The organism is Chryseobacterium sp. GW823-FHT05E08, assembly GCF_058795655.1.
In genome coordinates, this window is the sequence record NZ_JBXAHY010000003.1 from 371182 (window position 1) to 387296 (window position 16115).

Genomic DNA, 16115 nt, shown 5'->3' on the forward strand with positions numbered 1-16115 from the left:
TGTTTGAAAAAAACACAGCCATTTTTAAAGCAAATAAATACAATATTAATTATCTTTAAGAGATAAAAATTAAAAACTCTAATATGTATAATTATATTAGCGCAGAAGAAGCAATTTATACCGTCAAAAGCGGAAACCGAGTGTTTTTTCATGGAAGTGCATGTACTCCGAATTATTTAATTGATGAATTGGCAAGACAATCCCACAGACTTCAAAATGTAGAGATGGTTTCTATCACTCAACAGGGAGCTGTAGAAATTGCTAAACCAGAATATAAAGACAGTTTTTTCGTCAATTCATTATTTGTTTCCACACCGGTAAGAAATGCAGTTAATTCTGAAAATGGAGATTATGTTCCTATTTTTTTAAGTGAAATTCCTATTCTTTTCAGAAAAAATATTTTACCGCTGGATGTTGCTTTAATTACTGTTTCTCCACCAGACAAACATGGATTTTGCACATTAGGAACTTCGGTAGATGTTGCAAGAGCGGCAGTAGATACTGCAAAATTGGTTGTTGCAATTGTAAATCCTCTAATGCCAAGAACCCACGGTGATGGAATGATCCACATCAGCAGAATTCACAAATTGGTTTGGCATGAAGAAGAGCTTCAAACAGTAGATTACGGTTCTAAAGTTGGCCCCGACGAAATGCTTGTTGGAAAAAATGTGGCTGAATTAATTGATGACAGATCAACTTTACAAATGGGTATCGGAACTATTCCTGATGCGGTTTTAAAATGTTTAGGAAATCATAAAGACCTTGGAGTTCACACCGAAATGTTGAGCGACGGAGTGATTGATTTAATTCAAAGCGACGTTATCAACAATAAATATAAAGGCTATCATGATAACAAAACGATTACAAGTTTCTGTTTCGGAACAAGAAAACTGTATGATTACGTAGATGATAATACAGTTTTTGATTTCAAAGATGTGAGTGATGTTAATTTCCCAATCAACATTATGAGAAACAATAAAATGGTGGCGATCAATTCTGCCATTGAAATTGATCTTACCGGACAAGTCTGTGCAGATTCTATCGGAACAATGCAATACAGCGGAATCGGAGGACAAATGGATTTTATGAGAGGTGCCGCCTTGAGCGAAGACGGAAAACCCATTATTGCCATCACTTCAAGAACTAAAAAAGGCGTTTCCAGAATTGTTCCTTTCCTAAAACAGGGAGCGGGCGTTGTAACTACGAGAGGTCACATTCATTGGGTGGTTACGGAATACGGAACCGCTTATCTTTACGGGAAAAATCTACGCCAAAGAGCACAGGAATTGATCAGCATTGCACACCCCGATGACAGAGAGATGTTGGAAAGAGCAGCTTTTGAAAGATTTAAACATTAATAGCGTTAATATTTAAATTATTTCTTGATTTATTTTATTTAATGTAAAAAAAACGTACTTTTAACTTAACATAAAGAAATGGTAAAAATGCCTTAAGGTTTTGGCAGAATATTTGATAAAAACCTTTTTAAAATCAGAAACTTGAAGACTATATATAATTCGATAAGGGAGGAAGTCATAAAACATTCTAAAGTAAAAAACTCAGTTTTAGGGAATGTTGACGAATGGAAAAGAAGCCATTATATAATTCTTTCTGAGATCATCAAAGATGAGCTGTCGGAATCTGAAGAGATGAAGGGCGGAAAAAAATTCGAAATAGGAAACACTATTTCGCATGTTACCTTACAACGTTTTTTCGAAAATGACTATCAGGATAAAACCCATAATGATTTAAGATTTTTAAAAACTTTAGATAAAATATGTATTTTTTTAGGTTACAAAGACCTGAACGCTTATATACAGTTTGTAAAAGAGAAAAAACAGGAGAATGATTCCGATGATCAGGCATTTTTAAAACAATTGGTCTATGAATATTGTGCTACCGTTTTTGAATTTTATAAGAATTTCCCCAATCATAGAACAGAATTATTCAAACCCTTAGTTTTTGATGATTCTCCGTTTTTGGAAAGAGCATCGCAATTCAGCAGAGAATTATGTGAAAGAGATTTTCAATTAGTAACAAAAAACAACCGTTCAAATTTTGAAGTTTTTGACATTCATATTGTAACCGATGAACCCGATAAAAAAATATTAGAGTCTCAGGAATTCTGGAATCTTTTATTTAAAGTTGGCGAATCTGGCGAAGAACACTTTGTAAATCAACTCAATACACAGATTTATTTCATCAAAAAAATAGACAACATCTGGAAAATATGGGACAACTATAATCCCGACGCAGGAAGATTAAATAAGAAAACCGAATAACATAAAAAAATGAAAGCCGTAGAGATCTACGGCTTTCACATTTTCGAAATATTTTTTTTCCACTTGCTTTGTGTATACAAATGTAGATAACCTAATCGTGATATAAGAAACTTAAATATACTTAAATGAACTCTTCTTTATGATTATGTTAACTATCTTCAAGGATTCCACATTAATATTTTTAAGGTTTCAAGGAATTTTGTATTTTGCATACCTATAAAATAAAAGTAAAAGAGAAAATATGTCAACACTTACATTTGCCGAAAAAATTGCTCAAGCAGAGAATTTTTTACCAATTAATGGTACAGATTACATTGAGTTTTATGTAGGAAATGCTAAACAGGCTGCTCATTATTATAAAACCGCTTTCGGTTTTCAGTCTGTAGCATACGCTGGTCCTGAAACAGGAGTAAGAGATCGTGCATCTTATGTTCTTCAACAAGGAAAAATTAGACTTATCTTAACGACTGGTCTTAAGTCTGACTCACCAATCAACGAACACGTAAAAAAACACGGTGATGGAGTAAAAGTATTGGCACTTTGGGTAGATGACGCTTACCAAGCTTTCGAAGAAACTACAAAAAGAGGTGGAAAACCATATTTAGAGCCTGTAACTTTAACAGATGAGCATGGTGAAGTAAGAATGTCCGGAGTTTACACTTACGGAGAGACTGTTCACATGTTTGTAGAAAGAAAAAACTACAAAGGTCCTTTCATGCCTGGCTACCAAAAGTGGGAAAGCGCTTATCAGCCGGAAGATGCAGGTTTATTATATGTAGACCATTGCGTTGGAAACGTAGATTGGGACAGAATGATTCCTACCGTAGAATGGTACGAAAAAGTAATGGGATTTGTGAACATTCTTTCTTTTGATGACAAACAGATCAACACAGAATATTCTGCATTGATGTCTAAAGTAATGTCAAACGGAAACGGATTCGCAAAATTCCCGATCAACGAGCCTGCAGAAGGTAAAAAGAAATCTCAGGTAGAAGAATATCTTGATTTCTACGAAGGAGAAGGTGTACAACACATCGCTGTAGCTACAAAAGACATCATTCATACAGTAACTGAACTTAAAAAACGTGGTGTAGAGTTCCTTTCTGCTCCACCGGAAGCATATTACGACATGGTTCCTGAAAGAGTTGGTCATATCGATGAAGATCTAAAAAAATTACAGGATTTAGGTATACTTATTGATCATGATGAGGAAGGATATCTTTTACAGATCTTTACAAAGCCTGTTGAAGACCGTCCTACTCTTTTCTTCGAAATCATTGAAAGACACGGTGCACAGAGTTTTGGTGCAGGTAACTTCAAGGCATTGTTCGAAGCATTAGAGAGAGAGCAAGAGAAAAGAGGTAATCTTTAATTAAAAAATACAATTACAAGTTTTGTCAGGATTCAAAGTCTTGGCAAAACTTTTTTATAAACACATTATATGAAAAAATTATTTATCGGGATTTTATTTTTGGGAGCATTGGGTGTAAAAGCTCAATACGGATCAATGAATGAAATTCTTACCATCCTTGAAGAAAAAAAAGGCATTAATCAACATCTGGAAAATGAAAGCGTAGACAACAAAAAATTTGTTTTAATTAAAGACGCGGAAGATCATACAGAAAGGGATTTTATTATTATTAAAGGAAAAAATGCTACTTATGTAGAAGTTTTTGACGATAAAGCCACCGGAGAAAGCAGTTCAAATGTTTTCACAGGAGATATTATCAGAAAAAAGAACATTATTTCTTTAAGAGCAAATATGCTTGAAAATAAAAGAGTTCCCATTCCGGTTACCAAAACTTTACTGCTTACGAAACAAAAAGACATTCTGTATCTTATCGATGTCAACACAAAAGACAGATGGATCGATGAAGCATCGTATTCAAAAAAATAATATAAATCTTGGAAGAACACTCGTCATTGCGCATAGCGACGGAGCAATCTTTTTAATAATCTAAACTAAATTCAAATCTTATGAAATCATTTGTAGAGTATTCCTCCAATTCGGACTTTTCAATACACAATATTCCGTTCGGAGTAGCAGTTTTTAACAAAGAATATATCGGATGTTGTACAAGAATCGGAGATCAGATCGTTGATCTTGCGACATTGTATGACCTTAGTTATTTTGAAGACATTGACGGATTAGAAGACAATGTTTTTGAAGCATATACCTTAAACGAATTTATTGAACTGGGAAAACCTGTAACCAATGCTGTTCGTTTAAAAATTCAGGAATTATTACTGGAAGGTTCTATCTTGTCTAAAGATCAGAAAACCATTGAAGACGCTTTCTATGATTTGGATAAAGTAAAAATGATGATGCCGGTTCACATTCCGAACTACACTGATTTTTACAGCAGCATTGAGCATGCTACCAACGTTGGAAAAATGTTCCGTGACCCTGCAAATGCATTATTACCTAACTGGAAACATTTACCTGTAGGATATCATGGGAGGGCTTCATCAATTGTGGTTTCAGGAACGGATATTAACCGCCCAAAAGGTCAGACAAAGCCTGCTGATGCAGAAAAACCAGTTTTCGGACCATCAAAACAATTGGATTTTGAATTAGAAATGGCTTTCATCATCAATAAAAATACAGACATGGGCGAAAGTATCTCCACAAATGAAGCGGAAGACGCTATTTTTGGGATGATTATTTTCAATGACTGGTCAGCGAGAGATATTCAAGCTTGGGAATATGTTCCACTAGGGCCATTTTTAGCTAAAAACTTTGGTTCATCAGCTTCTCCTTGGGTTGTTACTTTGGAAGCTTTAGAGCAGTTCAGAACAGCTTCTCCTACACAGGATCCTGAAGTTTTAGATTATTTAAAATTTGAAGGAGATAAAAATTACGATATCAATTTAGAGGTTTACTTACAGCCTGAAAACGGTGAAGAAAACCTAATCTCTGAAAGCAATTATAAATTCATGTATTGGAACATGACGCAGCAATTAGCTCACCACACTGTAAATGGTTGTAACCTTGAAGTTGGTGACTTGTATGCAAGTGGAACCATCTCAGGAAGCGATCCAAAATCTTTCGGTTCTATGCTTGAGTTGACATGGAGAGGTCAAAACCCAATCAAACTAAGTAACGGTCAGGAAAGAAAATTCATCGATGATAACGACACTGTAACAATGAAAGCCTGGTCTGAAAAAGACGGTGTAAGAGTTGGTTTCGGTGAAGTAAGTGGAAAAATTATTCCTACTAAATAACATTTAAACTTTTAATAATAATATTTAGATGCTTCGACTCCGCTCAGCATGACACTGCTAATACTAGCTGTTTTTTTAGCAGTTAATTTTTAGCGATGTCATGCTGAGCGAAGTCGAAGCATCTATTTTTAAGATACAAAAGCTTTAGTATCAAAAAAATATGAAAACAGTAATCCCCTCCGAATTATCTTCAGTACAACTACAAACCATCATGCAGACAGCCGTTTCACCACGACCGATTGCATTGGCTTCAACGGTGGATAAAGACGGAAATCATAATTTATCTCCATTCAGTTTTTTTAATATGTTCAGTACGGTTCCTCCGATATTGATCTTTTCACCCTCAAGAAGAGTTCGTGACAATACCACGAAACATACGTTAGAAAACGTTTTAGAAGTTCAGGAAGTGGTCATCGGCACTGTAAATTTCCCGATTGTACAGCAAATTTCTTTAGCTTCTACAGAATATGGTGACGGAGTAAATGAGTTCATCAAATCGGGCTTAACCATGAAAGACGCCGATCTGGTTCAACCTAAATTAATTGAAGAATGTCCTGTCAACTTTGAATGTAAAGTTTTAGAAATAAAATCTTTGGGAGATCAGGGTGGTGCAGGAAATCTGGTTATTTGTGAGGTTCAGAAAATTCATATCAGAGAAGAATACTTGAATGAAGATGGAAACTTAGATCAGAAAAAACTCGATATGGTCGCTCGTCTCGGCGGAAACTGGTATTCCAGAAATAATGAAAATAATCTTTTTGAAGTTCCAAAACCGTTGGTAACAAAAGGAATTGGTTTTGATCTTCTTCCTGATGCTATAAAATACAGTAAAGTATTTACAGGAAACGATCTGGGAATGCTTGCCAACGTTGAGATTTTACCCTCTGAAAACTGTCATGAAGACGAAAATATTCATCAAGAAGCTCAAAAATTATTATTGGAAAGTAAAATTGATGGGGCTTGGAAAATTTTAGTTAAATAATTTAGAAAGGAAGTTGGAAGCAGGAAGATGGAGGTTACAATTGAAACGCTAATTTTCACAGTATGAAAACTTCAAACCTCTTGCTTCCAGCTTCCTTTCTTTATTCATTGACAATCTTATCGTTGATAAATTCAATGCATTTTTCAACAACTGTATTCAATTCTTTTGGTAGATTTTCTTCTTCCCAAGGTTCTTTTGAGCCAAACGTATGATTGGCATTTTCAATTAAAAACAATTCAGAATTTGGGTTTAAAATATGAAGATGTTCCGCATTTTTCACACTTACGCTTTCATCACTTGTTCCGTGAATAACTAAGACATGAGCTTTCGCCATTTCTGTTGCTCTTTCTACATCAAAACGATGTTCATCTTTTTCAAAATCTTCAAAAAATTGATAATAATGTGGCATTTCCTGTTTTGTTCGTCCGTTCAACACATGGTAAACTCCTTTCGTCTTCCAGTTTTCCAGAGCTTCATCTTTCGGAAAACGTTCTAATGTATCCACACTTGCCAAAGTGATTAACCCGTTAATTCTTTCATCTTCAAAAGTCTTAATAATAGAAATCCCTCCTCCTCTGCTATGTCCGATTAATATTATTTTCTGATCATCCACATTCGGATGCTTAACAAAATGATCAATCACAACACCTAAATCGGAAAGTTCTTTAGAATAATTATTATTTCCAAAAGCTTCCAAATCTGCAAAGTTATGAGGATCTTCAACAGTCGTTCCGTTGTGGGAAAAATTGAATTTAACAAAGAAAAATCCGGCTTCGGCAAACTTTTCAGCCATTAAATCCCATGCGCCCCAATCTTTGTAACCTTTGTAGCCATGAACGAAAATGACTAACGGTAATTTTTCATCTGTTTCCGGATAAAATGCGTCTGCAAGAAATTCTCTGGTTTCAGGATTTGTGATGATTATATTTTGTTGTTTTGTGATTTTCATGTTTTGATTTTGTTCTATTTATTTGTTGGTTAATCGCAAAGGCGCAGAGTTTTTATTTTAATTACGTTTTAAGGCGCAAGAAAATCAGAGATTTTCGATTTTAGCAGCATGTCATTTCGAAGAATGAGAAATCTATATTCTCGTTTAGATTCTTCACTCCACTTTGTTTCGTTCTGAATGACAAACTATATATTTTATTGATTACCTATATTTCACTTAAAAATATTAAAAATACACCTAAACACAAAGTAAAATCTTATTTTTGCGATATGTTGGATTTAAGAACGGTAACCGTAATGCGTTATATTCTGCCACTTCGCGAGGGAGGTTCGCTTCCGGCTTTGGCAGAGGCTGATGATGATTTTAAATATGTTTTGAAATTCCGTGGCGCTGGTCATGGCGTTAAAATGTTGATTTCTGAATTATTAGGAGGAAAAATAACAGAAGTTTTAGGACTGCAAATTCCTGAATTGGTTTTTATCAATCTTGATGTAGATTTTGGAAGAGCAGAAGCAGATGAAGAAATTCAGGATTTATTGAAAAATTCTGAGGGACTCAATTTAGGACTGCATTATCTTTCCGGCTCGATTACATATGATTCGAGTATAAAAGTTGATCCGCTTTTGGCTTCAAAAATTGTCTGGCTGGATGCGTTTATTACTAATATCGACCGTACTTTTAAGAACACCAACCTTTTGATGTGGCATAAAGAATTGTGGGTAATTGACAACGGTGCGTCATTTTATTTCCATCATTCTTGGCAGAATTTTGATACGGCAGCGAAAACTCCGTTCAAATATGTGAAAGACCACGTTTTGCTTCCACAGGCAAAAATGTTGGATGAAGCCGATAAGTTCGCGAAAGAAGTTTTGAATGATACCGTTTTCAGAGAAATCGTTAATTTGATTCCTGAAGATTGGCTGCATTGGAATGACGCCGATGAAACGCCTGAAGAAATTCGTGAGATCTATTTCAACTTCCTGAAAACACGATTAGAAAATTCTGAAATCTTTTTAAACGAAGCCAAAAATGCAAGAGGATAAAATTTACGAATACGCTGTAATACGCTTGGTACCGAAGGTTGAGAGAGAAGAGTTTTTCAATGTCGGACTCGTTATGTTCTCAAAAAGAGAGAAATTTATCAAGGTAGATTATTATTTATGTCCCGATAAATTCAAACTAATGCACAGCAAGTTGGATTATGACGACATCATTCAAAATCTGGAAAGCTTCCAAAAAATAGCAAATGGAGATAAAGATGGCGGGCCTATTGCACAGTTTGAAATCCCAGAACGTTTTCGTTGGTTAACGGCTGTGAGAAGTTCTGTTGTTCAAACTTCAAGACCTCATCCGGGGAAATCTAAAGACTTGGAAAAGACTTTTGGTAAACTTTTTGAAGAGTTAGTAAAATAGTACTCTCTTTCAAAAAATATTATATGAAATCAATCATAAACAATACATCAATCTACAGGTTTTCAATAAACCTGTTTTTTATTTTATTTTTAAGTTCATTTACGTTAGGTTTTTCTCAGCTTCCATTTGAACCGAAAACCGGAAAAAGTACTCTGTTGCCGGAAAAAACAAATGTTTCTGAAAACATTGTCTACAAAACCAATGCAAACGGAGATGAGATGAAATTGGATATATACACTCCAAAAGATGCATCATCCGAGAAACTTCCCGTCGTAATTTACGTTTTCGGAGGAGGATGGGTAAAAGGTGATAAAACCATACGATCTGAGACTTATATTGAAGACATGTTTTTAAAATTGGTTGAAAAAAAATATGCAGTAATTGCGATAAATTATACCTTATTAAACGAAAACATTCATTTTCCACTACCACTTCAAGACACTAAAGATGCGATACGTTGGGTGAGAAAAAATGCAGAAAAATATAATTTCGACACCAATAATATTGGATTATTCGGAGCTTCATCGGGCGCTCATCTTTCTATGCTTGCAGCTTATACTCAGGATAATGAATTTGTTGGAAGTCCTGAACTCGCGCCTTATTCTGCAAAAGTAAATTATGTTGTTGATAATTTCGGGCCGGCAGATCTTAATACACTTCTTCATACCCGAATCGGAAAAGTACCTGTTTTTTTCGTTGGATTAATATTTTCAAACAAAATCGTGACTTTAAGAGAAAATCTTGTCAATGGAATTTCCGGATATGATATCAAAAAAGACAAAAGAAAAGTAGTAAAATATTTTAAAACCGTATCTCCGATAACGTATGCAGATAACGCTGTTCCGACTTTAATTGTGCAAGGTGATAAAGATAAAGTAGTTCCTTTAAAACAATCTAAAAAGCTCAGTAGAAAGCTCAAAAAAGCCAACGTACAAAATTCTTTAATTATCGTAAAAGACGGAATACACGGATTCGGAACGACTGACAAAACTTATTTACATCAAATTGATGATGAAATGGTAAATTTTATTGTTTCACAAAAGAAAAACTAATTAATTTCCGGGCTCATCATACAATTGACTTCCCCAAAACTGAATATCTCTTTCTGCCAGATTTGAATTAAAAAACAAATCTTTTACTTCTTCTATAATTTTTTGAACAGCGTTAACATCGGTAGTTCTTATTCTTGTTTCGTGGTTTTCTTTTACGCCACTTCCTGTGAAATTAAGAGATCCTAAATAGGCAATTTCATCATCAATAACGTAAATTTTACTGTGAATAAACGTTTTATTGAAAGAATTTCCATTATTTGGAGAAACAAAAACCTTGAAAGGAAATAACTGTTTATAGGTGTAATGATAGACTTTGGTGTTTTTAATTTTCTTAACCATAGAATCTCTTGCGAAAAAAATAAGAACGACAATGATAAAGACGAGTCCATATTTCAAGTCTTTCAAAAGATACATTAAGGGAAACAAAACAACTGTCAAACCGATCATTGCAAAGAGTAGAGTTCCCGACAAACTCTCCAAATTATCTCTCGTTTCTTTTGCTTTCTGATCAACATGTTTGTTTTGAATGATGAGTTTGTGAATATTTTTTTCATATCCATAAAAATCTTCAATCTCATCACTCGTAATAAGTTTAATATTGATCCCTCTGGAATGAAGAAAAATCAGCTCTTTAATTAAAAAAGGAGAAAGATAGGGAGAAACAATTTTCACGTTTTTCTTTGCATTTCTTATATCCTGCATAAGCTTGGCACCAGCACCCTTTCCCATGTAGATATCACATACCGCATTATTATAAAAAGTTCCCATTCTTAGTAAAAATTGAGGTTTTTCATTATTTGTTTTGTCGTTTTTATCGGACACCAAAAATAGTTCAACTTTAAATATTTTAACCCTTTAAAAGACAATTTTTTCTAAAATTAAAATGGATAACTGTTTTTTTAAGATTTTCAATTATATCAAATTACGAATAATCAAGCCTGTTTAGACTTATTATTTTAACCACAAAAGGTACAAAAGCAATGATTGAGCTATTTAAAATTTAACTGTTTTGAAAACAAAAGCCCTCAAAAGATTAAAAATCATAGATTTTTAAAACTTATGTGTTCTTCTTTGCTGTTCATCATGAACTTAAATAAATAATATACTTAATCTTTTGTTCCTTTTGTGGTTAAAATAATAAGTTTAAACAAGTTTGTCAATAAAAAACGGATCCCCATAAAGAATCCGTTCCTAATAAATAATAATAGAAAGCTAAAAAAACATTTAAAAATTGAAATTAAGTCTTGAAAACAGATATCTACCATTCTGTCCAAACTGCGATGTAGAGCGCGAATAGATAAATTGATCGTTATTGGTAGATGCCGTAAGATTTTTTGTAGGATAAATATCAAACAAATTATTTACCCCTAAAGTAAGTCCAATATTTTTTGTAAACTGATAAGCTACAGAAAGATCCGTGATGATTTTTGGGGTAATTTGCTGATGCTCGTTCGTTTCAACAATTCCGTTTCCGTTGGCATCAATGATATCCGGACTTGTTACTTTTCCAAAATAAGTATTTCTTAAATAAACAATTGTTTTTCCCCAAGAAAGTTGGTTCGATAAACTTGCTTTTACCCTTGGTACAGCTTCTTCAAGATAAATTCTTGAGGCTTCAGAAAAATAGACATTTTCTAAATTTGTTTCCTGTAAAGAACCTGAGGAATGAATATTTCCAACTTTTTTAGTCTGATTAAGATTGATCGCAAAATTATTGTCCAATTTCACTCCGGAAAACCTTAAATTATGACTGATAACCACATCCAAACCTTTGGTTTCCGTGTCAATTGCATTGGCAAATAACTGAACGGCATTTACTCCGGCCGCATCCATAGCCGCCTGTGCCTGAGGAGAAACTGACGCTCTCGCAAACTGTCCTGTAAGAATAATTCTGTTATCAATTCTTGTAAAATATCCATCTGCTGTAAACGTTAAATTAGCAGCAGGAATTTTATAGGTAAAACCTACACTTGCAGACTTTGAAGTTTCCTGTTTTAAGCTTGGAATATCTAATAAATCGGCAACTTTTGAATCATTACTAAAAGTTCCAACCTCTTTTAAAACCCCGTCTGTAAACAAAGTAGACGTTACATTATAATAAATCTGATGAATCGACGGAGCTCTAAAACCTGTAGAACCCGCAAATCTGAAATTTAAATTTTTATCTAATTTTATCCTTGAAGCCAGTTTATAGTTAAAAGTAGAACCAAAATCGGAATAATTTTCATATCTCGCTGCTGCATCAACCAATAACCAATCTGTGAAATTAAATTCCAGATCTGCATACCCTGCAACCGATTGGCGGTTTTTATTCACAGCATTTTCAGGTCTGAAACCGCCGAAAACCTGCGACCCTCCCGGAAGTGCATTTCCGAAGAAATCTGTTGGTCTTGCAGAGCTACCATTCCAAATATTTCCGTTTACATCATATGTTGCATATGACGCTTCTTCTCCGGCTGTAATTTTGAAATTTTCATAACGGTGTTCTGCTCCGAAAGCAACATTAATTCCGCTCCAGACATCATATTTTTTAGAAAAATCTAAATTGATTGTATTTTGAGAGAATCTTAATCCACCCGCACTAAACTCGCTCGGTGAAGCAAATCTCAACGATGTATTTCCTGTATTTTGAATGGTATAATCAAATGAATTTTGCCCGAAAGTATTGCTTAAATCAATATTCCAACCACTCCAATTTCCTTTAATTCCTGCAGAAAGCGACAAATCCTGAATGTCAGTTCCGATCTGTGGCAAATATCCGTTGGCTGCCAATCCTGTAAATGTTCTGCTTTGATTTGGCTTTCTGTAAAAACCTCCGGAAGTCCCTTGTCTGTAGCTGTAACCGCCAAAAGTATAGACTTTCCAGTTATCATTTATTGGAATTTCAATATTGGCAAATAACTGATGATTGCTGAGCTTAGACTGCCCAACCTGCATGTTGAAATCTTTTCTATCCTGCCCTCTGTAGGCCAATTCCTGATCCGTTACATTTGTATTTAAAAGCCCCTGTAAAGCAGAGATTGTAGTGGCAGATTGTATCTGATTTTGAAAATCTACTGAAAAATAATTTACACCCTGAGCATATTGATGAATAGAATTAATAATTTGCTGAGAGTTTGGTGTACTTCCGATATTTGTAAAAAGGGAAGAAAGATTCACTCCATTATTCAAAGCGCGTTGTTCTATGGCGTTGTAAGCATTATAAATCGTACCGCTTTCGATTCCTGCTCTGTAAGTTGGATTTCTGAACTGTGAAGTCCATGTTATATTGTAAAAACCGCCTTTTTTACCAATTTTATTTCCATAATTAAGATCAACCTGAATATTCTGTCCGTCAAAATCTCCGGTATGATCATTGGCTGTTGGCGTCAAATTACCTCCGTAATTTACTTGTCCGGTTAGTTTTCCGGTATCTCTTTTCAATTCTAAATTGATCACCCCGGCAATCGCATCCGAGCCATATTGGGCGGCAGCTCCGTCACGTAAAACCTCAATCCTGGTTAATGCAAACGATGGAATCGAATTTAAATCCGTTCCAACACTTCCTCTTCCTGGCGATCCGTTGACATTCACCAAAGCTGAAGTATGTCTTCTTTTTCCATTCACCAAAACCAAAACCTGATCTGGGCCAAGTCCTCTCAATTGGGCAGGATCGAGGTGATCCGTTCCATCCGCATTCGTCTGAATTGTGGACGTAAAAGATGGTGCAACCGAATTTAAGATCTGAGAAATATTGGTTTGCGGAAGAATAACCGAAGATTCTTTCACATTAAATACATCCACAGGAACCGGACTGTCAACTTTAGACCTCGCCCCACTTCTTGACCCCAGAATTACCACTTCCTCTACATCTCCCGTCTTTAAAGTATCTTTTTGTTGAGCATATGTATAAGTTCCCAAGAAAAAAAGCACGGAAACTGAAAAAATTGTCTTTTTATTTTTCATAGACTTTCTAAAATAATTAATAATTTATGTTTTTTGAGGAGCAAATGTAAATCATATTTATTAGTCTACAAAATTAATAGACTTTTAAATTGTAAAAATATTTTCCTTTAAATTCATTAAATAAATTTTCCATCTAAAAATCACCGTCAATTTAATTTTTAAAGAGTAAAATGGTATTTCACCAACTGTTCTTATGACAATCAATCATTTCATTTAAACATGATGTAAAAATGCCAAAACACTGATTAATAATTAATAATAACTTATTATATTTACTCTTAAATCACACATAATATGATAAAATTAAATTTACTCGAAGAGACTCGTTTTGAAAAATTACCCGTCTCAGTTTTCGAAAATCCAAAATCTGCTTCCATTAATGTAGCTCATCGTATCGCCAATATTATTAGGAAAAAACAGGCAGAAAATACTTTTGCCGTACTCGGCTTGGCAACTGGAGTTACACCAATTGCAGTTTATAACGAATTGGTAAGATTACACAAAGAGGAAGATTTAAGTTTTAAAAATGTAATCACTTTTAATCTTGACGAATATTATCCAATGCTACCCAATGCTTCTCAAAGCTATGTCACTTTTATGAATGAAAACCTTTTCGATCATATTGATATAGAAAAAGAGAACATTCATATTCCGGACGGAACTTTATCGTTAGAAGATATTCCCGAATTTTGCTTAAATTATGAAAAGAAAATTGCAGAACTTGGCGGATTAGACATCCAGATTCTTGGAATCGGACGTACAGGACATATTGGTTTTAATGAGCCAGGCTCTGCGCCCAATTCAGGAACTCGTCTTGTCACACTGGACGATCTTACCCGAAGAGATGCTGCAAAAGATTTTGGAGGAAAAAGTTTTGTTCCCACGAAAGCAATTACAATGGGAATCGGAACGATTTTTAAAGCTAAAGAAATCATTCTAATGGCTTGGAGCCGCAAAAAAGCTTCTATTATTAAAAAAGCCGTGGAAGGAAAAATTTCCGGAAAAGTTCCCGCGACCTATCTCCAATTATCAAATAATGTCGAGTTTATTCTCGATCAACCCGCCGCTTCGGAACTTACCCGTTTTGACACTCCTTGGCAGGTAAAAGATTGCGTTTGGACTGATGAATTGATCCATAAAGCCGTCATCTGGCTTGCCAATCATCTACAAAAACCTGTTTTAAAACTAACAGAAGACGACTACAATAACAATGGAATGGCTCAGTTAGCCACCGAAAAAGGTCCAGTTTACAATATTAATATCCATATATTTAATAAATTACAGCACACGATTACAGGCTGGCCTGGCGGAAAACCAAATGCAGACGATTCTCAACGTCCTGAAAGAGCCGAACCGTCTCAAAAACGTGTGATTATTTTTTCTCCACATCCTGATGATGATGTTATTTCGATGGGCGGAACTTTTATTCGGTTGGTAGATCAAAAACACGATGTGCATGTCGCGTATCAAACTTCGGGAAATACTGCCGTTTGGGATGATGATGCACTCCGTTTTATTGAGTTTAATGTTGATTTTACCGAAAAAATGGGAATGGATAGCACAAAGCTCAAGGAAATGTATCAAAATATGCGCTCATTTATTGATCAGAAAAAACCGAATCAGGTAGATACTTCTGAAATTCAAACCATTAAAGGATTGATTAGAAAAGGAGAAGCTATTGCTGCAGCCCGTTATTGTGGTTTAGAGGATGATCATATTCATTTCCAGTCACTTCCTTTTTACGAAAGTGGAAAAACGAAAAAAAATCCGGTTACCGATTTGGATATTGAATTAACAATGAAACTTCTTCAAAAAGTACAACCTCATCAGGTTTTTGCCGCCGGAGATTTTGAAGATCCTCATGGAACTCATATTGTTTGTTTCAATATTATTTTAGAAGCATTAAAACGTTTAAGAAAAACAGAAAATTGGGCAAAAGACTGTTGGTTATGGATGTATCGCGGTGCGTGGCATGAATTTGAAACTCACGAAATTGAAATGGCCGTTCCAATCAGTCCACAGGAGTTAGAGAGAAAGAAACACGCTATTTTTAAACATCAAAGTCAGAAAGACAGAGCTGTTTTTCCTGGTGATGATGCAAGGGAATTTTGGCAACGTGCCGAAGACCGTAATCGCGAAACTGCAAAAGCTTATGATGATTTGGGACTTGCAGAATATGAGGCGATGGAAGCTTTTGTGAGATGGAAATTTGAGGACTAATTCTTTACTTGAATTTTCACTAAAATTTATATTAAATTTCCCACAGA

General features: G+C 34.8%; 13 protein-coding genes. 10 read left to right on the forward strand and 3 right to left on the reverse strand.

All coding sequences use genetic code 11. The features are described 5' to 3' along the window. Positions 1-83 precede the first annotated feature (83 nt). From AC1Q7L_RS12150 to AC1Q7L_RS12175, 6 genes are all read left to right on the forward strand, one after another. Positions 84-1358 carry an acetyl-CoA hydrolase/transferase family protein gene (locus AC1Q7L_RS12150; protein WP_410693255.1) on the forward strand — a complete coding sequence of 425 codons (1275 nt, stop codon included), beginning with the start codon at positions 84-86 and terminating at the stop codon, positions 1356-1358. Between the two features lie 141 nt (positions 1359-1499). Then, positions 1500-2282: a hypothetical protein gene (locus AC1Q7L_RS12155; RefSeq protein WP_492306177.1), complete on the forward strand. Its 783-nt coding sequence runs from the start codon at positions 1500-1502 to the stop codon at positions 2280-2282. 241 nt (positions 2283-2523) lie between these two features. Beyond that, complete coding sequence (gene hppD, locus AC1Q7L_RS12160) at positions 2524-3654, forward strand: 4-hydroxyphenylpyruvate dioxygenase (RefSeq protein WP_492306178.1); 1131 nt, start codon at positions 2524-2526, stop codon at positions 3652-3654. 69 nt (positions 3655-3723) lie between these two features. Beyond that, on the forward strand, positions 3724-4179 hold the full coding sequence (locus tag AC1Q7L_RS12165; protein ID WP_492306179.1) for a hypothetical protein: 456 nt from the start codon (positions 3724-3726) through the stop codon (positions 4177-4179). Between the two features lie 80 nt (positions 4180-4259). After that, a complete protein-coding gene (fahA, locus tag AC1Q7L_RS12170; protein ID WP_492306180.1) occupies positions 4260-5507 on the forward strand; it encodes a fumarylacetoacetase in 1248 nt (415 codons plus the stop codon). A gap of 160 nt (positions 5508-5667) precedes the next feature. Beyond that, entirely contained in the window at positions 5668-6489 is an 822-nt protein-coding gene (locus AC1Q7L_RS12175) for a flavin reductase family protein (RefSeq protein ID WP_492306181.1), read from the forward strand. A 100-nt stretch (positions 6490-6589) separates the two neighbouring features. On the opposite strand, the gene AC1Q7L_RS12180 is transcribed toward AC1Q7L_RS12175, so the two are convergent. Further along, positions 6590-7438, reverse strand: coding sequence for an alpha/beta hydrolase family protein (locus tag AC1Q7L_RS12180; RefSeq protein WP_492306182.1), 849 nt, complete (start codon positions 7436-7438; stop codon positions 6590-6592). Positions 7439-7707: 269 nt separating this feature from the next. On the opposite strand from AC1Q7L_RS12180, the gene AC1Q7L_RS12185 reads away from it, so the two are divergent. From AC1Q7L_RS12185 to AC1Q7L_RS12195, 3 genes are read left to right on the forward strand one after another with little or no spacing between them, the layout of a single operon-like run. Continuing rightward, entirely contained in the window at positions 7708-8481 is a 774-nt protein-coding gene (locus AC1Q7L_RS12185) for a HipA family kinase (protein WP_492306183.1), read from the forward strand. After that, positions 8468-8851 carry a DUF3037 domain-containing protein gene (locus AC1Q7L_RS12190; protein WP_492306184.1) on the forward strand — a complete coding sequence of 128 codons (384 nt, stop codon included), beginning with the start codon at positions 8468-8470 and terminating at the stop codon, positions 8849-8851. Before AC1Q7L_RS12185 ends, AC1Q7L_RS12190 begins: the two co-directional genes overlap by 14 nt. A 23-nt stretch (positions 8852-8874) precedes the next feature. Beyond that, the gene (locus tag AC1Q7L_RS12195) at positions 8875-9903 is read left to right on the forward strand and encodes an alpha/beta hydrolase fold domain-containing protein (protein ID WP_492306185.1); all 1029 of its coding nucleotides are present in this window, start codon (positions 8875-8877) and stop codon (positions 9901-9903) included. On the opposite strand, the gene AC1Q7L_RS12200 is transcribed toward AC1Q7L_RS12195, so the two are convergent. Further along, positions 9904-10725, reverse strand: coding sequence for a phospholipase D family protein (locus tag AC1Q7L_RS12200; protein ID WP_492306186.1), 822 nt, complete (start codon positions 10723-10725; stop codon positions 9904-9906). It lies immediately after the preceding gene. A gap of 402 nt (positions 10726-11127) precedes the next feature. Further along, complete coding sequence (locus AC1Q7L_RS12205) at positions 11128-13848, reverse strand: TonB-dependent receptor plug domain-containing protein (RefSeq protein ID WP_492306187.1); 2721 nt, start codon at positions 13846-13848, stop codon at positions 11128-11130. Positions 13849-14142: 294 nt separating this feature from the next. On the opposite strand from AC1Q7L_RS12205, the gene nagB reads away from it, so the two are divergent. Next, positions 14143-16068, forward strand: a complete 1926-nt coding sequence (gene nagB / locus AC1Q7L_RS12210) for a glucosamine-6-phosphate deaminase (protein ID WP_492306188.1) — start codon at positions 14143-14145, stop codon at positions 16066-16068. Positions 16069-16115 lie beyond the last annotated feature (47 nt).